Source organism: Rathayibacter sp. SW19, from assembly GCF_030866825.1.
GTDB classification, from domain to species: domain Bacteria; phylum Actinomycetota; class Actinomycetes; order Actinomycetales; family Microbacteriaceae; genus Rathayibacter_A; species Rathayibacter_A soli.
On the sequence record NZ_CP133020.1, the window covers coordinates 3522756 to 3546686 of the forward strand.

Genomic DNA, 23931 nt, shown 5'->3' on the forward strand with positions numbered 1-23931 from the left:
ACGATGCTCGACAACTCGCAGTTCAGCGAAATCTTCAGTGCGGCACCGCTCATGGCGATCATGCGCGGCATGGGCTCGCAGCGCAGCCTTGCGGTGGCGACTACCGCGTGGAACCTGGGCATCGACGTCGTCGAGGTGCCCATTCAGACGGCGGATGATGTCGCCGCGCTTCGCGCCGTCGCCGCCGCCGCACGTGAGCGGGGAAAGTTCGTCGGCGCAGGCACCGTGATCTCCGTCGAGCAAGTGGCGGCTGCGCTCGAGGCGGGCGCAGGGTTCACTGTGAGCCCCGGGTTCGACCTCGAGGTGGTGCGAGCATCCGCCAAGGCGGGGTTGCCGCCGATGCCCGGTGTCGGGACCGCCACTGAGGTGCAACTGGCACTCAAAGAAGGTCTGACCTGGCTCAAGGCGTTCCCCGCATCCGTTCTCGGAACAAGTTGGCTCACAGCGATGCACGGACCGTTCCCACAAGCGACCTTCGTCGCTACCGGAGGTATGAACGCCGCCAATGCGCAGAGTTTTCTGAACGCCGGAGCTCGCGTCGTCGCGGTCGGCTCTGCACTGGAGGACGAGTCCCAGTTGCCGCTGCTCGCCGCTGTGCTGGCAAGCGGCGGGCTGTCGGCCAGATCGTGAGGGTCGTGTGGTGACGGAGGTGCCGCGTACAGACATCCTCGCTTACTGGGACGCCAACCTCGCCTACGAGATCGACACTGTCGCGGTGCGGCACGCCCAGGAAGCGGGCAGGTGCGTGCTCGTGGATACCCGCACGCAACGCTCGTGGGATCACGGGCACATCCTGGGTGCGCCGCATCGCCGCAGCGCCACGCGCGAGACCTCCGTGCGGCAGTCTTCGATGTTCGCGAACTGGTCTGCGGCTACAAGTATTGGGTACGCAACGGCTTCCCGTGGAGCAGGCCGCCGCCGTGGTCAAGCAAGCTGTCGATCCCATTCGTGAAGGCGGAGGCTCGAGCCGGCGTGTCTCTACAACGCCCGCTCGGCTGCGACGCGGTTCCCCCTGGTCGCAACGTGATCCGAATGCGACCACTCGACCCAAGTTCTCGAAACACCATAATGTCGAACACATCTACGAATTAGTAGGATCAATACGTACCTAGACATAGAAACTATCAACTAAAAATGGTAAGATCGATCTATGGCATTGATATCGCAGCAAGTTCAAGAAAGCGCCCTCCGGGTGTCTGACTTGCTTGCCGCGCATGAGCTGCCTGACGTGGCGGACTCCGTCCCCACATTGGTGTCCCGATTCGACGATGATGGGGTGCAGTCCTTGGTAGCGGCCGCCGCTGCAATGCGTTCCGAAGCCGACGCCATTATCGCCGCGGGTGCCGGAGTCATCGCAAGTCGATCGGACCGCGAGCTCGGCTACTCCGGTCTGGCCGCACGGCTGGGTCAGCGATCGCCGGTGGATTTGGTCCAATCAATCACAGGGTCATCCCGCGTCGAGGCAGCGCGTCAGGTTCGGCTCGGCGAAGCAATGGGTGAAGCAGACGCGGCAACTCGACTCATCGACGCCGCTGAGCAAACGCCGACGATAGACAAGACACCGGATGCCGACACCCTCGACGAAACGAACGGGACCGCGCCGGATCGGGATCTTGACGGAGATTCAACTGCGGATCCCGGCGATGGGTGCGGGCAGTCGTCCATGACAGCATCCGTGATCGAACTTCCCTGGTTCGAGCCGATAACCCGGGCAGTAGCAGAGCGTATGCTCACCGCACCCGCAGCAGAAGCGATGATCCGCGGCCTGGGCCTGCCCAACGACGATTGCGACAGCGATGTGCTGCGTGCAGCAGCAGAAGAACTGCTGGTGGATGCCGCAAGCATGAATACTGACGCTCTGACCAGGCGGGCCCGCTTGTTGCGCGATCGATTGGACCCGGCAGGAGTCACTGAACGCGCGGAGAGACGATACGCGGCACGCAAATGGCGTTTCGGCCGCAAGGCGGATGGTGTGCGCACGGCGTGGATCGAGTTCGATGATGAGTCGGCCGCCTGGATGGACACCATTGTCAGTGCCGGGATGCGTCCCCGACGTGGTGGTCCCCGATTCGTCGACAAAGCAGAAGCCGACGCCGCCGAAAAGCTTCGCGACGATCCTCGCACGAACGATCAGCTGGTGTTCGACCTTCTGATGGATGTCTTGCGGGCGGGCGCTGTCGCGGACCCTTCAACTGGATTCGGCTCACGACAGCCGGGTCTGCGCGTCGTCATCACGAAAACGGAATTGGACAAGCACGACCTCGAAGGCAACGTGACCGGCACGGGCTATCTCGAAGACACCGGGGAAGCCGTTCCGCCTGCGATGATCGAACGCCTGCTCTGCGACGTGGGGACACGAGATGTCACCTTCGACCAGAATGGTAACCCTCTCGATGTCGGTCGGGAGCAACGCCTCTTCACAGCGAAACAGCGAGTCGCCCTCGCCATCCGTGATGGCGGCTGCATGCACCCCGACTGCGATCGACCGCCCTCTTATGCGGAAGCTCACCATATTGACCACTGGCACGAACACCACGGCCGCACCGACATCGCTTCCGGCATACTTTTATGCCGTTACCACCACATGCTGATTCACAATCAACATTGGAGGATTCGGCGGGAGGGCTCCGTCTACTGGCTGGTACCCCCGCGCGGGGACGAACGGCAGCCCATTCGACTTCGGAGCAAAGCAGCGTGGTGGCAAGACCGCAAAGTCGGTTGATGTCATGAAGGCTAACCGAGCAAGTGTTGATTGGCGCGCGGTGATTGGCTCTAATCGATCGCAGCGCCCGACGCCGACACAGGCCACCGCAGACCGCCGGCACGGGCCGCCGGAACCGCAGACCGCCTACGGCAGGCCGGCGAGGCGCAACAGCGCCGCCGCAAGCGCACCGACAATCACCACCACGAGGAACGGTGCGCGCAACAGCAACGCAATCGCGGCAGCGACCAACGCACCGATTCGCGCATCGAACGTCACCTGCGTCCCACTGGCAACCGCGTTCACAATCGTGAGCGAGGCAAGCAGACCGATCGTGAGCGTGCCGGCGACTCGGGACATCCGCTTGCTCTTCAGGACTTTCGCCGGCACCAGATAGCCGACCAACTTGGTCGCGAACGCGACAACGCACGCCGCGATCACCCAGATCCACGTTGACATCAGCGCCCCTTCTCGCCGAGATCGGAGCCAGCTTCACCCGGATCGACGCCAGGCTCACGTGACACTGCACCATGTGGATACGGCTCAACATCTGGCTCAAGGCCCTCTTCTGCCGGGCCACGACTGAACCAACCCCAGATGCCGGCGACGACCGCCGCCACCAGGATCGGCACCCCTGGTGGCACGAACGGCACCGCGAGCACTGTTGCAAGCGCACACACGACCGCGATCGCCACCGGTTCCTTCGCGCGCAACCGCGGCCACAACAGCCCGAGGAAAGCAGCGACGGCAGCACCGTCCAAACCCCACGCCTTCGGATCGCCCAGCGCTCCGCCGAGCAACGCCCCGAGTACGGTGAACACGTTCCACAGCACGAAGATGCCGAGGCCGGCGACCCAGAATCCGCGTTTCTGTTCGAGCGGATCGCTTTGGCCGGTTGCCGTCGCCATCGACTCGTCGATCGTCACGTGTGCTGCGATGATCCTTCGCCACCCGGATGGGCGCAGGAACGCATTCAGCTGCATCCCGTAGACCGCGTTGCGGATGCCGAGCAGCGCGGCAGATCCGAACGCAGCTGCGCCACCTCCACCGCCCGCGATCACGCCGATGAATGCGAACTGCGAGCCACCTGAGAACAAGAGCAGGCTCAATACCGTCGTCTGCCAGAACGTCAACCCGGCCGCGACGCCGAGCGCGCCGAACGACACGCCGTACAGTCCTGTCGCAATCGCGATCGACATTCCGATCTTGACCGCGGGCGACTGGCGAAACTTCACTGGAACAGTGTGGCGCGCGCCGTTCACGCTGTCGAATCGGTATGCCGGGCGCAGCCGTATCGTTACGGGTCACGATACGGGTCTTGATACGCTCGCCCTTCGACAAGCTCTGAGACAGGCGCTCGCTACTCGACCAGCGCTACTGGTGGTCGAGTAGCACGCGAGCCCAGCGCGCGGGCGTATCGAGACCCCGCGAGACCCAACACCGCAGCCTGCCGTACGATAGAGGGCTCATGTCTTCCACCGCCGAATCCGCCCCGATCGCGGTCACCTACCCACCCGAGTTGCCGGTCAGCCAGCTGCGGGAGGAGATCGGGCGCGTCATCCGCGACAATCAAGTCGTGATCGTCGCCGGCGAGACCGGGTCGGGCAAGACCACCCAGCTGCCCAAGATCTGCCTCGAGCTCGGCCGCACCTCGATCGGGCACACCCAGCCGCGCCGGATCGCGGCCCGCACTATCGCCGAACGCATCGCGGAAGAGCTCGGCGATACGGTCGGCGGGCTCGTCGGCTACCAGGTGCGGTTCACCGACCATGTCGGGGCGAAGACGCGCATCAAGCTGATGACGGACGGCATCCTGCTCAATGAAATGCATCGCGATCGGATGCTGACCGCCTACGACACGATCATCATCGACGAAGCGCACGAACGCAGCCTGAACATCGACTTTCTGCTCGGCTATCTCAAGCAGTTGTTGCCGAAGCGCCCTGATCTCAAGGTCATCGTCACCTCTGCGACCATCGACCCAGAAAGTTTCGCCGCGCACTTCGCCGCAGCGGATGGCACCCCCGCCCCGATCGTGGAGGTCTCCGGTCGTACCTTCCCGGTCGAGATTCGCTACCGGCCACTCGTGCCGGACGAGCCAACCGACGACCCCGATGACGAATTCGCTGGTCGAGTAGCGCGCGAGCGCAGCGAGCCCGCGTATCGAGACCGGGCTCCAGGCAGGTCCGGCGCTCGAGGTCGCGATGGGGGTCTCGATACGCTCGCTGGCGCTCGCTACTCGACCAGCGAAGTCGTCGCGCATGACTATCTCACCGGCATCACGGATGCGCTCGACGAGCTCGCGCGCGAGTCCAGCGGCGATGTGCTGGTCTTCCTCTCCGGCCAGAACGAGATCCGCGACGCGGAAGAAGCCATCCGCGGTCACCTCGCGAACACTCGCGCGGCCGACACGACCGAGGTGCTGCCACTGTATGGCCGCCTGTCCGCGGCGGATCAGCACCGTGTGTTCCAGCCGTCGGAATCCGCGGGCATCCGGCGTCGCATCGTGCTCGCAACGAACGTGGCCGAGACGAGTCTGACGGTCCCCGGCATCCGTTATGTGATCGATGCGGGCACCGCGCGCATTTCTCGCTATAGCGTGCGGGCCAAGGTGCAGCGGCTGCCGATCGAGGCCATCTCCCAGGCGTCCGCCAGTCAACGATCCGGCCGGAGCGGTCGAACGAGCGACGGCATCGCCATCCGCCTGTATTCGCAAGAGGACTTCGAACGCCGGCCGGAATTCACAGAGCCCGAAGTGTTGCGCACAAACCTCGCCGCGGTCATTCTGCAGATGATCTCGCTCGACCTCGGCGAAATCGCAGCGTTTCCGTTCCTGACCCCGCCGGATGCGCGCGGCATCAAAGATGGTCTCGACCTGCTCGCGGAACTCGGTGCCCTGCAACCCTCCGGTGGTCGCCCTTCGAGACGGCCGCAGGCGGCCTCCTCAGGAACCGTATCGAGCGCTGAAGGTGGTGGTCGAGTAGCGAGCGCTGAAGACGGTGGTCGAGTAGCGAGCGCTAGCGAGCGTATCGAGACCCGTATCGAGACCCGTATCGAGACCGGCATAGACACCGCGTCACCAGATCTCGATACGCGTGCTCGTTCCTCGCGCGCTACTCGATCAGCGAGTGGCCCGCGCCTGACGCGGATCGGACGCGATCTGGCAAAATTGCCGATCGATCCACGGTTCGGGCGGATGGTGATCGAGTCGAAACGGCACTCGACCAGTCGCGAGGTGGTGGCGATCGTCGCAGGACTCACCATTCAAGACCCACGAGAGCGCCCGCTCGAACGCCGCGCACAGGCCGATCAGCAGCATGCGCGGTTCGCCGATCCGACCAGTGACTTCCTCACCCTGCTGAATCTGTGGAACTATCTCGAGCTCAAGCAGAAAGAACTCTCCTCCAGTGCGTTCCGTCGCCTGTGCAAGGCCGAGTACCTCAACTATCTGCGGGTGCGGGAATGGCAGGACGTCTACCGGCAGCTGCGCCGCCAAGCCAAGCCGCTCGGGCTGACGGTGGGTGAGGCATCCGTGAATCCCGATGGCATCCATCGGTCGCTACTTGCGGGTCTGCTCTCGCACATCGGCATCAAAGACACGCAGAAGAAGGACTATGTCGGTGCCCGGCAGGCGCGGTTCGTGATCTTCCCCGGCTCGACCTTGGCGAAGAAGCAGCCTGCAGCACTGATGAGCGCCGAACTCGTTGAGACCAGTCGCCTGTTCGCCCGAATGAACGCCGCGATCGACCCCGCCTGGGCAGAACCGATCGCCGGAGACCTGTGCAAGCGCAGTTACGGCGAGCCGCACTGGGAGAAGAATCAGGGCGCGGCGGTTGCATACGAGCGGGTGACGCTCTACGGAGTGCCGATCATTCCGCGGCGGCGCATCCAATATGCCCGTGTGGATGCTGAACTCTCGCGTGAGCTGTTCATTCGGCATGGCCTGGTCGAAGGCGACTGGCCAACCGACCGCGGCCGTGACCGAGCGTTCGATTTCGATCGGACGAACCGGCGCCTGCTCGCGAAATTGTCGGAACTGGAGGAGCGAACGCGCCGGCGCGACATTCTCGACGATGACGAGGCCGTGTTCGAATTCTACGATCGCCACGTGCCCGCCGATGTCGTCTCCGCCCGCACGTTCGAGACGTGGTGGCGCGACGCGCGCGTCGAATCTCCGCGGCTGCTCACAATGACCGAGGATGCGCTGCGCTCCGAGCGCACGGCCGCTCCCGACATCGACGAACGCGAGTTCCCGACCGTGTGGCAGCAGGGCGACCAGCGACTCGCCCTCAACTATCGGTTCGAGCCCGGGTCGGATGACGACGGCGTCACCGTGCAGGTGCCCTTGGCTCTGCTCGCCCGGCTGAGCCCGACCGGCTTCGATTGGCAGGTGCCCGGATTACGCCGTGAACTGGTGACAGCCATGATCAAGGCGTTGCCGAAATCAATCCGACGCACGGTGGTTCCCGCGGCGGACTGGGCTGCCCGCATCATGGCAGAACTTCCGGATGCCCCGCCCACGTCCTCCGGGCCGGGCGCCGGCAATGCCACCGGCAGCGCTGGCAATGCCACCGCCGGGCACGCTGTTCCCTCGTTCGCAGACACCGTCGCGCTGACGATCAAGCGTCTGACCGGCACGCTCGCAACGGGCGACGACGTCGACCTGAGCCGGATCCCCTCACATCTGCTGATGACTTTCCGCGTCATCGGCGACCGAGGGCGCACGGTCGCCAGCGGCAAGAGTCTCACCGAACTGCAGCGCAGGCTTGCGACGCAGGTGCGCGAATCGGTGGCGGAGGCATCCGCTCGGGTTGCGGACCCGATCGAGCGCGATGGGCTCACGACGTGGGACTTCGACGAACTACCGCGCTTCGTCGACACGGAGCAGCCTGGGCCACGGCCAAAAGGCGCGAGCGCACCCGGCCAGCCGCGCAACATCATTCGCGGGTACCCGACTTTGGTTGACACCGGCAGCACAGTGTCGATTCGGGTGATGGCCACGCCCGAGGAACAGTCCCGCGCGCTGCCGGGTGGGGTACGTCGATTGCTACTGAACGCGATCCCGTCGCCGGTCGCGTACGTGCAGCAGCACCTCACCGCCGCCGAGAAGCTCACGCTGGCCGCAAGCCCGTATCCGACGACGAAGGCACTGTTCGATGACTGTCTCACGGCGGTGATCGACGCCGCTCTCACCCGTGTCAAGCCGGATGGGCAGGTATTCATGCGGGCGGAGTTCGAGATGATCAGGGATCGCGCATCCGGCATTGTGATGGACTCGATGTTCGAAACCGTCTCGCTGGTCGCCCGCACCCTGGCGGCCGCCCGGGCCGCGGACAAGGCACTGACGGCTGCCACGAGCCTGTCGCTGCTGCCTGCGTTGACGGATGCCCGTGCCCAACTCGCCGCGCTCGTCTATCCGGGCTTCGTCTCGGCCACCGGACTGGACCGACTGCGCCACCTGCCGCGCTACCTGGCGGCAATCACCTGGCGCATCGAACGGGTCGCAGACAACCCGGGCCGTGACCGCGTCTGGATGACCGAAGTGCAGACCGCAACAACCCGCTTTACGGATGCCGGTGGCCGGCTCCCTCTCGCCCCGCACTCCTCGCCCGCGCTGACGCACGCCCGTTGGATGCTCGAAGAGCTACGCGTCGGCCTGTTCGCCCAGCACCTCGGCACGGCCGAGACAGTCTCGCTCCAGCGCATCAGCAAGGTGCTTGCCTAGCCATTCGGGTGCGGAAACACAACGTAGAACGACCTGCACACGCTACTGTTGCTTTCCGTCGACGGCATCGCCGCCGGCCTACAGAACATGAGGGGAAGCGGATGCCGAGTACCCGGCTTTATCGAAACGGCAAGCTTGAGCGTGAGGGCTTTCCAGCGAGCGAGATCTCCGACCTCATCATGGAACCGGATGCGGTGATCTGGCTCGACTACGAATTCCCCACAATGGATGACCTCGCGCAGATCGCGGAAGAATTGTCGCTGCATCCGCTTGCCGTCGAAGACGCCGTGCACGAGCACCAACGGCCGAAGCTCGACCGGTATGACACGCACCTGTTCCTTGCGATGTATGCGCTTGACGTCATTGCCGACCCTACCGGCGGCCCGGAACAGCTTGACCCGCGCGAAATCTCGGCATTCGTCACGAAGCAGTGTCTGGTCACGGTGCGGAAGAACCCGAATTTCTCGATGCGCGCCGTACTGGAGCGGTGGGACGCCCAAGCGGAACTGGCATCCGCCGGGCCGGCTTTTCTGCTGTGGGGGTTGCTCGACACCGTTGTCGACAGTCACTTCGCTGCAGCGCAACGGCTCGACGAACAGGTCGAAGCCGCAGAAGACGCGGTGCTCGCCGAAAAACCGGACATCGCCAATGTGCAGCGCCGCGCCTTCCGGTTGCGCCAGAACATCATGCAGTTGCGTCGATTCGCGCTGCCGATGCGCGAGGTCGTCGGGTCGCTGGCGCGGCGCGACTCCGACATCATCACCGCAAAACTCGTGCCGTACTTCCAGGACGTTTACGACCACACCCTGCGGGTGGCCGACTGGTCGGAGTCGCTGCGTGACTTGACCAACACGATCCTGGATACGAATCTGGTCAATCAAAGCAATCGGATGAACCTCATCATGAAGAAGGTGACGAGCTGGGCAGCGATCATCGCCGTGCCCACGCTCATCACCGGGTTCTTCGGTCAGAACCTCGCCTTCCCCTTGATCGCTACCGTGCCGGGATTCTGGCTGTCCAACGGGCTGATCGTCGCGGCATCCGTCACCCTTTACGTTCTGTTCAGACGCAACGACTGGCTCTGACCCGGTCCCTGAACCCCCCGAAGGCGGTCCCTGAGCTTGCCGCCTGTCCTGAGGAGGTCGCCCAGCGACCGTCTCGAAGGGAAGGGCCGAAGGCCGGTCAGAGCACCTTCGACAGGAAGGTCTGCGTGCGCAGGTGCTGCGGGTTCGTCAGCACCTCACGCGGATCCCCGGACTCCACGACGACGCCCCCGTCCATGAACACCAGAGAGTCGGCGACCTCACGCGCGAAACCCATTTCGTGGGTGACCACGATCATGGTCATGCCGGTCGCGGCGAGCTTCTTCATCACGTCAAGAACCTCGCCGACCAGCTCAGGGTCGAGCGCGCTGGTCGGTTCGTCGAAGAGCATCAGTTTCGGATCCATGGCGAGGGCCCGGGCGATGGCAACACGCTGCTGCTGACCGCCGGAGAGGTGGGCAGGGTACGATCCGGTCTTGGCTGCCAGCCCGACCTGTGCCAGCAGATCGTTCGCCCGGGCGACAGCCTTTGACTTACTGACCTTCTTGACGCGCATCGGTGCTTCGATCACGTTCTCGAGCGCGGTCATGTGCGGGAACAGATTGAACCGTTGAAAGACCATGCCGATGTCACGCCGCTGTCGTGCTGCTTCCTTCGGGTGCATCTCATGCAGCCGGTCACCCTTTTCGCGATAGCCGACCAGTGTTCCGTCGACGCGCAGTCGCCCGGCGTTCACGGTTTCGAGATGGTTGATGCACCGCAGAAACGTCGACTTGCCGGAACCGCTCGGCCCGACCAGGCACAATACTTCCCCGGGCTGCACGGTCAGGGTGATGCTCTTGAGCACTTGGTTGGAACCGAAGCTCTTGGAGACCTGCACTGCCTCGACCATGGGCACCGTTGTCTTCGCCGCTGCGGCGTCACGCGACGTCGTCTCGCTCATAGGTGGTCCCTCTTGTCTTCATCGAGGCGGGTCGCCTCGACCTGCATCTGGGAGGTCGTCGTCGGCACCGCACCGGTCACCAAGCCCGCGTCGCCCTTGTCCGGTCGCGCAGCACCCACACCGCGGGCGAAGCGCTTCTCCAGGAAGTACTGACCGATCATCAGCACAGATGTGATCGCCAGATACCAGACCGACGCGACCACCAGCAGCGGAATCGGCGCGAACAGCGTCGTTGCAATATCCCGTGATCGTGAGAACAGGTCGAGGCTGAACGGCACCGCCGTAACCAACGATGTGGTCTTCAGCATCGAGATCACCTCGTTGCCGGTCGGCGGAATGATGATCCGCATCGACTGTGGGATGACGATGCGCCGCATCGTCTGCGTCCAGCTCATGCCGAGCGCCGTCGCAGCCTCTTCCTGACCGCGATCGACCGAGAGGATGCCCGCGCGCACGATCTCCGCGAGATACGCCGCCTCGTTCAAGCCAAGGCCGATGATCGCGAGAGTGAAGAAGCTGAGCGTGCCCTGCGTCGGGAGTTCAAGCAGCGGATGCAGGAACGGCAGCCCGATCGACAACGTCGGATAGATCACAGACAGTAAGCCCCAGAACGTCAACTGCACGTACACAGGGGTGCCGCGGAAGATCCACAGGTACATCCACGAAACGCTCCGGAACACCGGATTGTCCGACAGGCGCATGACGGCGAGGATCAGAGCAAGGATGATCGCGATGATCATCGAGTACACGGTCAATTCGATTGTCGTGAGCGCGGCCATCGAGATGCGCTGATCGAACAGATACTTGATGAAGATGTCCCACTGGAACGCGTGGCGTTGTGCGGCGTCCCAGATGAACGCGACCAAGTAGACGATCAGAACGATCGCGATCAAGGTGCGCCACGGATGACGGAGTTTGACCGCTTTGATCGGCTGTGCTTCTTCGGACTGGCCCGGCGCCGGAATGTTCCCGGTCGCCGGACCCCTCAGACCCGGGGAGGTCATGATTAGCCCTTAGTCGTCGCGTTAATCGTGATTGTCTTCAAGGCGCCGTCCTGCACGCCCCACTTGTCGAGGATCTTCGTGTAAGTGCCATTGTCGACGATCTTCTGGAAGGCCTTCTGAATAGCGGTGCCGAGCACGGACCCCTTGTCGACAGCCACTCCATACGGCGCGACCTCGAATGTCTTGCCTGCAACCTGCAGCTTGCCGCCCGACTTCGCGATCGCGTAGTCGGTGATCGGCGAGTCTGCACTCATGGCATCCGCCTGGCCGAGCACGACAGCGTTGGTGGCCTGGTCTTGGCCGTCGAATTTCAGGATCTGGATGGCCGGCTTGCCAGCGTCGGTGCACGCCTTCGACTTGGCCGGAACCTCGTCCTGCTCCTCCGTCGTACCGGACTCGACGGCGACCTTCAGGCCGCACGCGTTGTCAGGATTGACGTCTTTGCCCTTCTGCGAGGCCCAGAGAATGCCGGCCGAGTAGTAATTGACGAAGTCGACCTGCTTCTCACGTTCGGCTGTGTCAGTGAAGGAGGAGAGTCCGACATCGTACTTCTTGCCGGTGATGTTCGGGATGATCGTGTCGAATCCGGCGATGTTGTACACCGGCTTAACACCGAGTACAGCTGAAACGGCGTTGAACAGGTCGATGTCCCACCCGATCGCATTGCCGTTCGAGTCCTTGTACTCGTTCGGCGGGTACGTCGCGTCAACGCCGACCTGGAGGGTTCCCGACGTCTTGACCGAGTCGGGCAGAAGCGCTGCGATCGACGCATCCTTGGTTCCGGATGCCGCGGCGGTGGTGCTCGACCCCGACCCAGTCCCCTCGTTGTTCACACAGCCGGTCAAAAGCAGTGCTGCTACTGCGAGTATCGCCGGAACGGCATACTTATTTCGCATTGTCTGTTTCCTTTCCTCATCCTTGAGGCACACGTGATTGCGGGTGAAAAGGAGCTTACCCCAGCGCTGTGCCGATAATGTGCGCGCAAGCCTAATAAGCGCAGAAATCTGTCGAAGATTCAGGGATTCGTTACGAAATCGTGCGCAGATGGTGAAAATCGCACCACCGGCGCAAGAATGCGCAGGCCACTATTTCTTTGGCGAGATCGTCGCCTTCGCGTTCGACTCATACGACGTGTTGATCGACTCGAAGAAGTTGACCAGTTCGTAGGTGTCGTTCGCAGTAGCCATCCATTTGGCCGGGTTAGCCACCTTATATTGTGCCTCGAATCCGAGCTCTTCCAAGCGTCGGTCCGCCAGGTACTTCACATACTGGTTGATGTAGTTGGCGTTCAGCCCGAGGATGCCTCCGGGCAGCAGGTCTTTGTTGTACTGCTCTTCCATTTCGACAGCATCGAGAATCATCTGCTTGATCTCCGCCGCGAACTCGGGAGTCTGCAGGTCGGGGTTTTCGTCGAGCACGGTGAGGATGAGGTTGATACCGAACTTCAGGTGCAGAGATTCGTCGCGCACGATCCAGTCTATCAAGGAACCGAAGTTGCGCAGGAGGTTCCGCTGGCGGAACGACAGCGCCACCATGAACCCTGAGTAGAACCAGATGCCCTCCAGGATCACGTTGTACGCGATCAGGTTGCGCACGAAGTCCTGCTTGCCGGCCGTCGTGGTGATGTCGAGCTTCTCCTCGGTCATCCGCTTGATGAATTTGAACTCGAACTCCTCTTTGCGGGCCATCGACGGCACGTCGATGTGGGAGTTGTACGCGGCGTTGCGATCGATCGGGAAGGTCTCAAGCACGTACTCGAACGACATGCAGTGGTTGGCTTCCTCCCACATCTGCTTGGCCAGATAGAGGTGCGCCTCCGCAGCGTTCAAGTATGGATAGACGCCGAACGCGAGCGCCTTGTTGACGAGCAGCTCGTTCGGGTTGAAGTAACTCATCAGGAACGTGATGGCGTGCCGTTCCTCATCCGTCATCTTCTTGAAATCGGCGATGTCCGCGTCGAGTTGAATCTCGTTCGGGAACCAGGTATTCGCCACAGCCTGATCGTAAAGGTCCATCGCCCACTGGTATTTCACCGGCTTAAGCAGAAGACCCTCTTGAATACCGGTTCCCAGGATTCCCATCGTTATCGCTCTTCTTTCCGTCTCACTTATTCGCGTTGGTCATGTCGTGTTGGCGCGCTGCCTATTGGCAGGAGTCGCATTGGAGTTCGTCCATCGGATCCACGGGGACCTCGTACTCGAGTTCGTTCACGCCGTGCTCATTCACGATTTGTCACCCCCGTTTGTGAGGCCGCCGAAACCGCGACGTGCGGGCGCGGAAGGCGCAGCAGCGGCACCGACGGACGCGCCGACCGGGGCTGCGACACCGAAGCCCTTGCGGGCACCGCCGGAGAACTCCTCGGCCTTGTTGACGTGCACCGTGGACTGTTCCGCCTGGTGGCGCGGCTTGGAGTGCAGGTAGTAGGTGGTCTTCACGCCGCGCTCCCACGCGCCGTAGTAGATCTCCATCATGTCGCCCAGGTCACGCGTCTCCAGGTACATATTGCGGCTGATCGCCTGGTCGATCCACTTCTGGGCGCGCGCGGCGACCTCGAGGAACGAATACGGCGAGAGCTGGAAGCTCGTCTTGTAGGTCGCCTTCAGCTCGTCGGGGATCTCCGCGATGCCCTGAATGTCACCCTGCGAGCGCAGGATCGACTCGCGCACTCTCTCCCACAGCCCCAGTTCCTGGAGGTCTGCGACCAGGTTGCGGTTGACCTCGAGGAACTTGCCGTTCGATGTGGAGCGGCTGAAGATCTGCGAGAACTGCGGATCGAAACCCGGCGTGGTGCCCGCGACAAGGCCGATGGATGCCGTGGGCGCGATCGCCATCAGCGTCGCGTTGCGCACCCCGCCCTTCACCCGCTCGCGCAGGGCATCCCAATCCAGACGGGTCGTGCGGTTGACGAGGATCGGCACGCCGCGGTCGGCCTCGGTGAGGGCGATCGAGTCGAACGGCACCAGGCCCTGCGACCAGCGCGAGCCTGCGAAGTTCTTGTATGCGCCACGCTCAGCCGCCAGGTCGACGCTTGTGGAAATCGCGGCGTATGAGACGTGCTCCATGATCTCGTCGATCAGGTCGTAAGCCTCCTCGGACTCGTAGCTGAAGCCGAGCTTCTCGACGACATCCGTGAAGCCCATCACGCCGAGGCCGATGGCTCGGTTCTCCTGGTTGGAATGCTCGGATTCCGGAACGCTCGAGAGGGTGATGTCGACGAGGTTGTCGAGCTGACGCACCGCCAGCGCGGCACTCTCATCGATCTGTGCCCAATCGAAGCTCCACACTCCGGTCGCGTCCTGGTGCAGGTGGCGGCTGAGATTGATCGAGGCCAGGTTGCACACGGCGACGTTCTCGCGGTCCTGCGGCAAGCAGATCTCGGTGCACAGGTTCGACAGGTGGATCGTGCCTGTGTTGTTGTTCAGCGCACGGTTGTTGATCGTGTCCTTCCAAGTCAGCCACGGGTGAGCAGTAGTCTGCAGGCTCATCAGAATCTCTTTGAACTGCTCGCGGGCAGCCACCTTCTTGAACGTGCGCAGATTGCCGGCCTCAGCTTCGGCCGCGTAGTGCGCATATCGTTCGCTGAACGCCTTGCCGTACAACTCGTTGAGATCGCCGACCTCCAGCGGGTCGAACAGATACCACGGCTCGTCGTTCTGCACGCGCTTCATGAACTCATCACTGATCCACACCGCCGTGTTCGCGGTGCGCGTGCGCCGGTAAGGGTCGCCGGAGTTCTGTCGCAGGTCGACGAAGTCGGAGAAGTCCAGATGCCAGTTCTCCATGTAGAACGCGAGCGCACCGAACTTCTTGCCGCCGCGGCTGACCGCGCGCAGCACGGAGTCGATCGTGTGCATGAACGGGATCGGCCCGGTCGAAGTGGTGTTGTTCGAGCGAATAGGCGAACCCTGTGAGCGCAGCTTCGTCACGGACAGGCCGATGCCGCCTGTGCCCTTTGTCAGCCACATGACATCGCGCACGGACTTCGCGATGTGCTCGATGTCATCCTGCATTTCCATGACGAAGCAGTTGGACAACTGCGGATACTTGGTTCCCGCGTTCACCAGGGTGGAGCCGGCAGCCAGGTAGTCGAGTGTCGACATCTTCTCGTAGAACTGGATGGCGACCGCGGTCGGATCCGACTCATTGAGGGAGAGCCCCATTGCGATGCGCATCCAGAAGTACTGCGGAACCTCGAGCGGCTCGTTGTTGCGCGCCCGCATCCCGTAGCGATTGTGCAGGGTGACGACCCCGATGTATTTGAGCAGACCGTCGTTGGCCGGTTCGAGCACATCGGCCAGCCGGTCAAGGTCGAACAGCGTCGTGAATCGCGGCTCGAGCAGATCTTCATCGACGCCGCGCTGCACATAGCTGCGAAAGCCATCCCGGTGCAGGGTCTTCAAACCCTTCGCGTCTGAATAGTCGCCGAGCACACCTTTATAGATGGTCTTGAGCAGGAGGCGCGCGGCCACGGTGTCGAATGCAGGGTCATCTTTGACGTTCTGCAAAGCCACCTGAATGACGGCCTCATCGAGTTGCTGGGTGGTGATCCCGTCGAAGAGCGTCAGCTCGAGTTCGCTTGCGATCTGCGTGACCCAGGTGATCGACTCGTCGAGACCGACCGAGGCATCCTCGATCGCCAGATTGATCTTGTTCGCGTCGTACGGCTCGCGATCGCCGTTACGCTTGACGACGGTAATTGCCACTGTTGCTCCCTCGTTCTTCGCTGCCCTCCTGGAGCGCAGCGATTATTCATGTCACGGCTTCCACGTCGCAGCCGTAAAGCCGCAACTCCCCTGCCGCCCGAAGGCGGTGCGCCCACGGGCGTCTGATACTCAATTCGTCGAGATTCTCCGGCTATTCGCCGCGGATGTGCACCCCCTGCGATCCGACGTGTGACCACTATATAGCGGGTTCAGCAGCACATGCCAACCCTAGATGTAGTGGGCGTGTCGTCCACAGATGTGAATAAGTTCGCCGACTTATACACAGCCTAAAACGCACCACCGACACTGGATCGCGGGTGCTGACGACCCGCTCGCCGCCGATAGACTGAAGCCCTGATGAGCACGTATTCGAGCCTGTTGAAAACGCCGGGCGTTGCTCGAATCATCGCCGCGCAACTGACAGCGCGATTCCCCTCCGGCATGCTGTCGCTCGCACTGCTCATCCACATCGAACGCATCCACCACTCCTACGGCGCCGCCGGGCTCGTGCTCGCCGCCTTCAGCATCGGCCAAGCCATCGCCGGCCCGCTGACGAGTCGCCTGATGGGGGTGCTCGGGATGCGCGTCGTGCTATCAGCGACACTCGTCATCTGTGCCGCCGCGATCGCAGCGCTCGGCGTATTCGTCATGCCCATTCCATTCGCGATGGCCGTCGCTCTCATCGGGGGGCTCAGCGCCCCTCCGGTTCAACCCGCCGTGCGAACCATCTATCCGAAGATGGTGAATTCGACTCAGTTGACCCCCCTGTTCTCGCTGGACGCCTCGGCGCAGGAGCTGATCTGGATCGCCGGCCCCGTCATTATCACGTTCGTCTCGACACAGATCGGCTCGACTGTCGGGCTTCTGCTGTGTTCGGCCGTCATGGTAGTCGGCGGCATCTGGTTCATCTCATCGCCAGAAGTCGGCCGTGTGCGCATCCCGCGCAGCAAGCGCCGGATCGGCGTTGTGTTGGCAAAGCCAACCGTGCTGTTGGCCACCATTGTCGGCTTCTTACTGGTCGGCTCGTGTGCTGCGGTCGAGGCGGGTGTGGTCGCAAACTTCGGCGAGGGCGATCCGAAGGCAGGCATCGTGCTCGCGATTTGGTCACTGGGCTCGCTGGCTGGCGGCTTGGCGTTCGGGCATCTGCCGGTCGGCCCTTGGGCGCTCGCTCGACGCATGTTCGTCGTGTTCGTCGGCATCGCCATCGCCGCGATTTCTATGAACTTCTGGTGGCTGGCCATCACCCTCATCATCGCTGGAGTCGGCATTGCTCCGGCCCTCGCCGTGATCTTCATCATCGTTTCGTCGAGTGTGAAGTTCAGCGACACCGCTGAAGCCTACGGCTGGGTCGGAAGTGGTCAACTGATCGGTGCGGCCCTCGGCAGCGCCCTGGCCGGTTTCCTCATCGACGGCAACGGGGCAGCCGGAGCATTCTGGATTGCCGGTGCGCTCGCATTCTTGGGCTTCATGGTGCCGCTGATCGGCAAGCGCTGGCATCCGGATCTCCGCGGCCGCGACGCCAGCCCGATCCCCGACACCGAGCCGTTCTCGCTGCCGACCGGCTAAGCACCCCGCGAGAACAGCGTCAGCGACGCGGGGCGCGCAGCGGGCGCAGTGCCGTGTCGAGCAGGATCAGCTCATCCAGCTGTGCGGCCAGCATCTTCTCCTGCGACTCCAGCGGCTCGAACTCGCCCTCATCGTTGATCTGCTTCGCCGCCCACGGGATCTCGACGTTCGGCCCGGTCGGCACCAGCCCGAGATTCACCTCGGTCGGGCGGATGGCGGTGACTCCGCGCGTGCCACCCGAAATGCCGCCGTAACTGACCGTTCCGAGCGGCTTGCGCCACCACTCGCGGTTGAGGTAGTCCAGCGCGTTCTTCAGGCTCGGTGCATAGCTGTAGTTGTACTCCGGCGAGACGAAGATGAACGCGTCAGCGGCGTCGACCCGGGCACTCCAGTCGAACGTGTGCTGCTGCGTGTACTGATGCAGCCTCGGATGGTTCGGTTCATCCATGAACGGCAGCTTGATCTCGGCGAGGTCGGCCCAGTCGATCTCGAAGCGACCGTCCGTGGTGACGACCTCACGTACCCACTCTGCGATCGGCAGTCCAATTCGCCCCGGCCGCACGCTCACGACCACGATCATCAATTTCGGCATTGTTTCCTCTCAGGTCACACTCGCGGGTCCCGAAGATAATGGAACCATGGCTTCGCCCCTGCTGACGCTCAACGACGGACAGCCGATTCCTCAGCTCGGCTTCGGTGTCTACAAGATTCCGGATGCCGATGCCTCCTCGGCCGTGCGCGTCGCGCTCGACGCCGGCTATCGGCACATCGACACGGCCGCGTTGTATCGCAACGAGAGCGGTGTCGGGGCCGGCATCGCGGCATCCGGTGTGCCCCGTGAGGAGATTTTCGTCACGACCAAAGTGTGGAATGACGACCAGGGTTACGATCGCACGCTGCACGCGTTCGACGCCAGCCTGAAACGCCTGGGGCTGGAGAACGTCGACCTATACCTGATCCACTGGCCTGCGCCGAAACAAGACCTCTTCGTCGAGACCTGGCGCGCCCTGGAACAGTTGAAAGCGGATGGCCGAACCCGCTCGATCGGCGTCTCCAATTTTCAGCCGCATCACCTTGCGCGCCTGCTGGAGCACGCTCAGACGGTTCCGGCGATCAATCAGATCGAACTGCACCCGTGGTTGCAGCAGCGCGAGCTTCGAGTCGTCGATCGGCTGCACGACATTCTGACCGAGGCATGGTCACCTCTGGCGCGCGGCCGAGCGATCGGCGATCCGACGCTGGAGGCGATCGGAGCCCGGTACGGCAAGACGGCTGCGCAGGTGGTCATCCGCTGGCATCTGCAGCTCGGCAACGTCGTCATTCCGAAGTCCGTGACGCCCGCGCGGATTCGGGAGAACTTCGACGTATTCGACTTCACGCTGGACGAGGACGACCTTGCACTGATCGACGCCCTGGATTCGGACGAACGCACGGGCTCGCATCCCGACGACGTCGGTTGACCAGCCCGTTGGTCGAGTAGCCCGCGAGCGCAGCGAGCAGGCTTATCGAGACCACCTACCCGTTGGTCGAGTAGCCCGCGAGCGCAGCGAGCAGGCGTATCGAGACCACCTACCCGTTGGTCGAGTAGCCCGCGAGCGCAGCGAGCAGGCGTATCGAGACCACCTACCCGTTGGTCGAGTAGCCCGCGAGCGCAGCGAGCAGGCGTATCGAGACCACCTGCCCGTTGGTCGAGTAGCCCGCGAGCGCAGCGAGCAGGCGTATCGAGACCCACCGACGCTACCAGCGGGGGTGCACTGCCGCCCGGAAGTCCCGGTCGTAGATCGTTCGCACCGCAGCATCGAACTCGTCGCCGAGCGGCGCAAGCGATCCTGCAGCAGCATTCGCTCGGGCCTGCTCGACCGAACGGGCGCCAGGGATGACCGCGCTGACGCCCTCCTGCTGCGCGACCCAGGCGAGGGCTGCCTTCGCCGGTGTGAGCTTGTCAGCGCACTCGACGCCCTGTTGCTCGCGCACGCGGGCCACCGCTGCGGAGAACTCCTGCGCGGCAGCGACACCTGTGTCGTAGTCCACGCCGGAGAACGTCTCGCCCACGTCGAACGCCTCACCGTGCCGGTTGAACGCGCGATGGTCGTTCGCCGCGAACGCGGTGTCATGGGTGTATCGCCCGGAAAGCAGCCCTGAGGCGAGCGGAACGCGCGCAATGATGCCGACGCCGGCGGCCTGGGCGGCCGGCAGAACGGCATCCAGAGGCTTCAGCCGGAACGCGTTCAGGATGATCTGCACGCTCGCAACACCCGGTCGCGCGATCGCAGTCAGTGCCTCGTCGCAGGTCTCGACGCTGACACCGTAGTTGGCGATCGCACCGTCTGCAACCAACGTGTCGAGGGCGTCGTACACCGCGTCGCTCGAGTACACCGGCGTCGGCGGGCAGTGCAACTGCACCAGCGGCAGCGTGTCCATCCGCAGGTTCGAGCGTGAGCGGTCGGTCCAAGCGCGGAACTTCGCAAGCGTGAAGTTCGCCGGGTCCTGTGCCTCACGGCGGCCCATCTTGGTCGCGACGGTGATGCCGAGATCCGGATTGGCGGCGAGGAAGCGCCCGATCAGTGTTTCGCTGCGGCCGTCACCGTAGACATCCGCTGTGTCGAAGAAGGTCACGCCGGCAGAAGCGGATGCTTCGAGCACCGCGAGCGCGTCGCTCTCGGACACGTTGCCCCAGTCTGCTCCCAGCTGCCAAGTGCCCAACCCGATCACGGATACTTCGCGACCGGTTCGTCCCAGTGTTCGTTTGTGCATGCCACTACCATACGCATCAGTTGAGACCCGATCGTGACCGGGGGCTTGGGCGTGCGACGGGCAAGCGCTCTATGGTGGTGGCATGAGACGGGCACGAGGTGGTGTGGCGATCGCCGTCGGCATTGTGCTGCTGGGTGCGCTTTCGCTGAGCGGATGCACCGGCGGCAGCTCCTCAGGATCGGCCGGCACCCTGCAAAACGGCGCCCCGCAGGGCGGCGTCGCCCCTGTCGCACCGCAGAAGGGCAGCGCGAACGAGGCGGCGAACGGCGCGAAATCCGATTCGAATGCGCTCGATGCGCAGACGCAGAACCGGTCAGTCATTACGACGGGAACCCTGTCGCTGACCGTTAAGGCGCCGGTGAGCGCGGCGAACGCCGCCACGCAGATCGTCGATGCAGCCGGCGGCAGGGTCGACGCGATGACCGAGCAGCCGGGCACCTCCGATCAGCGTGCGAGTGCGACGATGACGCTGCGGATTCCGTCCGCGAAGCTCGATGCGACGCTGACCGAGCTGAAGAAGCTCGGCACGGTCAATTCCGTGACCACGAGCGCCGAAGACGTCACCACGCAGGTCAAAGACGTCAATGCGCGCATCACGGCGCTGCAGACTTCGGTCAACCGCTTGCTGGAGTTGATGAGCAAGGCCACCAGCACCGCTGACCTGATCTCGATCGAGTCGAGCCTGACCCAGCGACAGGCGGACCTCGACAGCCTGATCTCGCAGCAGAACTACCTGAAAGATCAGGTGTCGCTCGCAACGATCACACTGGATCTGCACGCTCCAGGCACTGTCGCGGCCGCCGGCCCGGACAACTTTTTCAGCGGGTTGGCAGCGGGCTGGAACGCCCTTGTGGTGGCGGCCGCCGGATTCCTGGTCTTCCTCGGCGTGGTGCTCCCCTGGCTGGTGCTCATCGCTCTGGTTGGCGGAATCGTGTGGGGCGGCATCCGTTTGGCGGGGCGTGCCAAGCGAGCAAAGTCGCAAACGCCACCGCCGGAGGGATAAACCCACAGTTGTATTCAGGGACGCGGCCGGCTCAATAATGCGCTAGTCGCCAGGGCTGCGCATGTTGCCAGGGGCTGCGCACGTTGCCGGGCAATGGCCGAATGCCGCAGGCCATTCTAAGCTGAGGAGCGTGACCGAGAACACGACAGCGAACCCTGGCGGCCCCCTCCTCAGCGAGGAGCTCCTCGAGCGCATCCGGTCCCGGGCCGCCGGTTATGACCGGGAAAACGCCTTCTTCACCGAGGATTTCGACGAGCTCGTCAAAGCAGGCTACCTGAAGGCATTCGTACCCGCCGAATATGGTGGGCTCGGCCTGAGCCTGCAACAGGTTGCGCGCGAACAGGCGCGGCTCGCATCCGCTGCCCCGGCAACGGCGTTGGCGATCAACATGCACCACGTCTGGACGGGTGTCGCGAAAATTCTGCGCGATCGCGGCGACGACAGCCTCGACTTCGTGCTGCGCGAGGCCGCCGCAGGCGAGGTATTCGCATTCGGATTAAGCGAGGGCGGCAATGACCTCGTGCTGTTCGGCTCCCGCACCGATGCCCAACCGGATGGCGATGGCGGCTACCGCTTCTTCGGCACCAAGATCTTCACGTCGCTCTCGCCTGCGTGGACGCGCCTGGGCACAATGGGGCTGGACACCACCAGCGCCGATGCGCCCAAGATCGTCTACGGTTTCATTAACCGCGAGAACGGCGGTTTCGAGATCAAAGACGACTGGAACACGCTCGGCATGCGGGCCAGCCAGTCGAACACGACGGTGTTGAACGGGGCACACGCCGGCGCCGACCGCGTCGTGCGTCGGTTGAACCCGGGCCCGAACGCCGACTCGTTGATCTTCGCCATCTTCGCCGCGTTCGAGATCCTTCTGGCGTCCGTATATACCGGGATCGGCGAGCGCGCGCTGCAGCTGGCTGTTGAGGCCGTTCACCGGCGCACGTCGATGAAGAACGACGGCAAGACGTATGCACAGGACCCGGACATTCGCTGGCGGATCGCGAGCGCTGCGATCGCGCAGGACGGCATCCGCCCACAGGTCGACGGTCTTGCAGCGGATGTGGACAACCTCGTCAACCATGGCGCGCAGTGGTTCGCGAAGCTCTCAGGCCTGAAGGTGCGGGCGACCGAGACGGCGCGCGTCGTCGTCGATGACGCCGTGCGGGTGTCGGGCGGGTCCACCTATTTCAACTCGAGCGAGCTCGGCCGACTCTACCGCGACGTTCTCGCCGGCATCTTCCACCCGTCGGACGACGAGTCGGCGCACTCCACCGTTGCCAACGCCTGGCTTGGTCCGATCGAGGACTGAGCCAGCGGCAGTACCGAACGGCCGTGGTGCCGAATGGGCACGGTGCCGAATGTGCGCCAGGTGAATCGGCTACCGGGGTTCGACGATTTCGGCGGGCGTCCAGACAGGCCATGCCGAGTCCCCCACGAGACGGCCGTTGTCATAGCTGGCGATTGGCACGAACGGTGTAGACGCACGGCTGTTGTCGTAGAAGATTGAGCGGTCAGCGAGGTCGCGCGCTACCGCAACCAGGCTCCACAGCCGACGATAACGTTCCCGCACCTTTGTTTCTGGCACGGTATGTCCGCCGAGCGCAACTCGATACGCGACTCGCAGCACGGCCACATCCTCGGGAACGAGCATCACGTGCAGTGTGACGATGTAACCGGCGGAAATCCCTTGCTTGATCAAAGCGATCTTGCTCGGATGGCTGAAAACGGTCTCGGTAATGAACGAATGTCGATGGCTTATTGTGTCGTCACGAGCGGCAGCCGCGGCAGTTGAGGCTTCGTAAGCATGCTCGGACTCCTCGCCGGGCCACTGCTGCGCTGCAATCTCGTCTGCGTTGATGAACCGCAAGTGCGTAATGGGCTGCAATACAGCCTGCACGAACGTAGACTTGCCGGCTCCGTTGGGCCCGGCAAGCACATGGAGAACGGGCGAGGTCACGCCCGGGCGGTTCCGGCGTCACGAATGACGGTGTGACCATCGGAGTCAGCTTCCGCCCAGGGGCGGCCCGATTCTTGCAGACGCTCCTCGAAGTCCAGCTCGGTGATCTTCGCTGAGATCTGCTCATTCCAGGCCGCGCGAACCACGGCCTGCGCCTCATCAGAAAGGGCGTCATACGGTGCCCGTCCCGTGAGCACTTTGTCGATCGCGCCGTGAGTGATCATCGGAGACGCTTCCAACTCGCGACCGATTCGGGCCCAGTGATCCAGTTGCTGCGCTGCGCTGCGGCTCTGAACGTCACCGGCAACCTTCGCGGCCGCGAAGAGTTCTCCGTCAATGCGGGTTGGCATCGTCTTCATGACAGTAGTGTAGCATTCTGCTACGCTCAGCAGCGGTCCGTGCCATTTGACCGGCGCGGTGCGGGTGTCGGGCGGATCCACCTCTTTCAATTCGAGCGAGTTCGCCCGGCTCGGCGTCGGCCCGTCTGCGATCTCGAACGGTGCGAAGACGTTGCCCATCCTGCGGTTGGTTG

General features: G+C 63.4%; 19 protein-coding genes. 8 read left to right on the plus strand and 11 right to left on the minus strand.

Annotation, left to right across the window (positions count from 1 at the left end):
* Positions 1-3 precede the first annotated feature (3 nt).
* Together QU604_RS16485 and QU604_RS16490 are read left to right on the plus strand one after the other, a co-directional pair.
* On the plus strand, positions 4-630 hold the full coding sequence (locus tag QU604_RS16485; RefSeq protein ID WP_308465703.1) for a bifunctional 4-hydroxy-2-oxoglutarate aldolase/2-dehydro-3-deoxy-phosphogluconate aldolase: 627 nt from the start codon (positions 4-6) through the stop codon (positions 628-630).
* A gap of 520 nt (positions 631-1150) precedes the next feature.
* Complete coding sequence (locus QU604_RS16490) at positions 1151-2722, plus strand: DUF222 domain-containing protein (protein WP_308465704.1); 1572 nt, start codon at positions 1151-1153, stop codon at positions 2720-2722.
* Positions 2723-2848: 126 nt separating this feature from the next.
* Here QU604_RS16490 and QU604_RS16495 read toward each other — a convergent pair whose 3' ends face one another.
* Together QU604_RS16495 and QU604_RS16500 are read right to left on the minus strand one after the other, a co-directional pair.
* Positions 2849-3160: an AzlD domain-containing protein gene (locus QU604_RS16495; RefSeq protein ID WP_308465705.1), complete on the minus strand. Its 312-nt coding sequence runs from the start codon at positions 3158-3160 to the stop codon at positions 2849-2851.
* Positions 3160-3900, minus strand: coding sequence for an AzlC family ABC transporter permease (locus QU604_RS16500; protein WP_308468949.1), 741 nt, complete (start codon positions 3898-3900; stop codon positions 3160-3162). The genes QU604_RS16495 and QU604_RS16500 overlap by 1 nt, the downstream gene beginning before the upstream one ends.
* A 269-nt stretch (positions 3901-4169) precedes the next feature.
* Between QU604_RS16500 and hrpA the strand changes: the two genes are divergently transcribed.
* Both hrpA and QU604_RS16510 read left to right on the plus strand, forming a co-directional pair.
* Positions 4170-8426, plus strand: a complete 4257-nt coding sequence (gene hrpA / locus QU604_RS16505; protein ID WP_308465706.1) for an ATP-dependent RNA helicase HrpA — start codon at positions 4170-4172, stop codon at positions 8424-8426.
* A gap of 101 nt (positions 8427-8527) precedes the next feature.
* Complete coding sequence (locus QU604_RS16510) at positions 8528-9511, plus strand: magnesium transporter CorA family protein (protein ID WP_308465707.1); 984 nt, start codon at positions 8528-8530, stop codon at positions 9509-9511.
* 97 nt (positions 9512-9608) lie between these two features.
* On the opposite strand, the gene QU604_RS16515 is transcribed toward QU604_RS16510, so the two are convergent.
* The 5 genes from QU604_RS16515 to QU604_RS16535 all read right to left on the minus strand — a co-directional run bounded on the left by QU604_RS16515 (position 9609) and on the right by QU604_RS16535 (position 16119).
* Complete coding sequence (locus tag QU604_RS16515) at positions 9609-10412, minus strand: amino acid ABC transporter ATP-binding protein (RefSeq protein WP_457852539.1); 804 nt, start codon at positions 10410-10412, stop codon at positions 9609-9611.
* The gene (locus QU604_RS16520) at positions 10409-11416 is read right to left on the minus strand and encodes an amino acid ABC transporter permease (RefSeq protein WP_308465708.1); all 1008 of its coding nucleotides are present in this window, start codon (positions 11414-11416) and stop codon (positions 10409-10411) included. Before QU604_RS16520 ends, QU604_RS16515 begins: the two co-directional genes overlap by 4 nt.
* A 2-nt stretch (positions 11417-11418) precedes the next feature.
* The gene (locus tag QU604_RS16525; RefSeq protein WP_308465709.1) at positions 11419-12312 is read right to left on the minus strand and encodes an ABC transporter substrate-binding protein; all 894 of its coding nucleotides are present in this window, start codon (positions 12310-12312) and stop codon (positions 11419-11421) included.
* A gap of 189 nt (positions 12313-12501) precedes the next feature.
* Positions 12502-13497: a ribonucleotide-diphosphate reductase subunit beta gene (locus tag QU604_RS16530; RefSeq protein WP_308465710.1), complete on the minus strand. Its 996-nt coding sequence runs from the start codon at positions 13495-13497 to the stop codon at positions 12502-12504.
* A 141-nt stretch (positions 13498-13638) separates the two neighbouring features.
* Positions 13639-16119, minus strand: coding sequence for a ribonucleoside-diphosphate reductase subunit alpha (locus QU604_RS16535; protein ID WP_308465711.1), 2481 nt, complete (start codon positions 16117-16119; stop codon positions 13639-13641).
* Positions 16120-16476: 357 nt separating this feature from the next.
* Between QU604_RS16535 and QU604_RS16540 the strand changes: the two genes are divergently transcribed.
* Positions 16477-17685, plus strand: coding sequence for an MFS transporter (locus tag QU604_RS16540; protein ID WP_308465712.1), 1209 nt, complete (start codon positions 16477-16479; stop codon positions 17683-17685).
* Positions 17686-17704: 19 nt separating this feature from the next.
* Here QU604_RS16540 and QU604_RS16545 read toward each other — a convergent pair whose 3' ends face one another.
* On the minus strand, positions 17705-18277 hold the full coding sequence (locus QU604_RS16545; RefSeq protein ID WP_308465713.1) for an NADPH-dependent FMN reductase: 573 nt from the start codon (positions 18275-18277) through the stop codon (positions 17705-17707).
* A gap of 46 nt (positions 18278-18323) precedes the next feature.
* Between QU604_RS16545 and QU604_RS16550 the strand changes: the two genes are divergently transcribed.
* On the plus strand, positions 18324-19145 hold the full coding sequence (locus QU604_RS16550; RefSeq protein WP_308465714.1) for an aldo/keto reductase: 822 nt from the start codon (positions 18324-18326) through the stop codon (positions 19143-19145).
* Between the two features lie 277 nt (positions 19146-19422).
* Here QU604_RS16550 and QU604_RS16555 read toward each other — a convergent pair whose 3' ends face one another.
* Positions 19423-20439 (minus strand): aldo/keto reductase, encoded by a 1017-nt coding sequence (locus QU604_RS16555; protein ID WP_308465715.1) that lies wholly within the window; start codon positions 20437-20439, stop codon positions 19423-19425.
* 82 nt (positions 20440-20521) lie between these two features.
* Here QU604_RS16555 and QU604_RS16560 point away from each other — a divergent pair, with 82 nt between their 5' ends.
* Both QU604_RS16560 and QU604_RS16565 read left to right on the plus strand, forming a co-directional pair.
* Positions 20522-21442 carry a DUF4349 domain-containing protein gene (locus QU604_RS16560; protein ID WP_308465716.1) on the plus strand — a complete coding sequence of 307 codons (921 nt, stop codon included), beginning with the start codon at positions 20522-20524 and terminating at the stop codon, positions 21440-21442.
* Positions 21443-21572: 130 nt separating this feature from the next.
* Entirely contained in the window at positions 21573-22751 is a 1179-nt protein-coding gene (locus tag QU604_RS16565; protein ID WP_308465717.1) for an acyl-CoA dehydrogenase family protein, read from the plus strand.
* A gap of 69 nt (positions 22752-22820) precedes the next feature.
* On the opposite strand, the gene QU604_RS16570 is transcribed toward QU604_RS16565, so the two are convergent.
* Both QU604_RS16570 and QU604_RS16575 read right to left on the minus strand, forming a co-directional pair.
* A complete protein-coding gene (locus QU604_RS16570; protein WP_308465718.1) occupies positions 22821-23399 on the minus strand; it encodes an ATPase in 579 nt (192 codons plus the stop codon).
* Entirely contained in the window at positions 23396-23917 is a 522-nt protein-coding gene (locus tag QU604_RS16575; RefSeq protein ID WP_308465719.1) for a TA system antitoxin ParD family protein, read from the minus strand. Before QU604_RS16575 ends, QU604_RS16570 begins: the two co-directional genes overlap by 4 nt.
* Between the last annotated feature and the right edge of the window lie 14 nt (positions 23918-23931).

Excerpts from the sequence above, each read along its gene's own strand:
- QU604_RS16520 (WP_308465708.1), bottom strand. The coding sequence starts at position 11,416 with ATGACCTCCCCGGGTCTGAGGGGTCCGGCGACCGGGAACATTCCGGCG.
- QU604_RS16550 (WP_308465714.1), top strand. The coding sequence starts at position 18,324 with ATGGCTTCGCCCCTGCTGACGCTCAACGACGGACAGCCGATTCCTCAG.
- QU604_RS16500 (WP_308468949.1), bottom strand. The coding sequence starts at position 3,900 with ATGTCGATCGCGATTGCGACAGGACTGTACGGCGTGTCGTTCGGCGCG.
- hrpA (WP_308465706.1), top strand. The coding sequence starts at position 4,170 with ATGTCTTCCACCGCCGAATCCGCCCCGATCGCGGTCACCTACCCACCC.
- QU604_RS16510 (WP_308465707.1), top strand. The coding sequence starts at position 8,528 with ATGCCGAGTACCCGGCTTTATCGAAACGGCAAGCTTGAGCGTGAGGGC.
- QU604_RS16490 (WP_308465704.1), top strand. The coding sequence starts at position 1,151 with ATGGCATTGATATCGCAGCAAGTTCAAGAAAGCGCCCTCCGGGTGTCT.
- QU604_RS16485 (WP_308465703.1), top strand. The coding sequence starts at position 4 with ATGCTCGACAACTCGCAGTTCAGCGAAATCTTCAGTGCGGCACCGCTC.
- QU604_RS16525 (WP_308465709.1), bottom strand. The coding sequence starts at position 12,312 with ATGCGAAATAAGTATGCCGTTCCGGCGATACTCGCAGTAGCAGCACTG.
- QU604_RS16540 (WP_308465712.1), top strand. The coding sequence starts at position 16,477 with ATGAGCACGTATTCGAGCCTGTTGAAAACGCCGGGCGTTGCTCGAATC.
- QU604_RS16495 (WP_308465705.1), bottom strand. The coding sequence starts at position 3,160 with ATGTCAACGTGGATCTGGGTGATCGCGGCGTGCGTTGTCGCGTTCGCG.
- QU604_RS16515 (WP_457852539.1), bottom strand. The coding sequence starts at position 10,412 with ATGAGCGAGACGACGTCGCGTGACGCCGCAGCGGCGAAGACAACGGTG.
- QU604_RS16545 (WP_308465713.1), bottom strand. The coding sequence starts at position 18,277 with ATGCCGAAATTGATGATCGTGGTCGTGAGCGTGCGGCCGGGGCGAATT.
- QU604_RS16555 (WP_308465715.1), bottom strand. The coding sequence starts at position 20,439 with ATGCACAAACGAACACTGGGACGAACCGGTCGCGAAGTATCCGTGATC.
- QU604_RS16575 (WP_308465719.1), bottom strand. The coding sequence starts at position 23,917 with ATGGGCAACGTCTTCGCACCGTTCGAGATCGCAGACGGGCCGACGCCG.
- QU604_RS16560 (WP_308465716.1), top strand. The coding sequence starts at position 20,522 with ATGAGACGGGCACGAGGTGGTGTGGCGATCGCCGTCGGCATTGTGCTG.
- QU604_RS16530 (WP_308465710.1), bottom strand. The coding sequence starts at position 13,497 with ATGGGAATCCTGGGAACCGGTATTCAAGAGGGTCTTCTGCTTAAGCCG.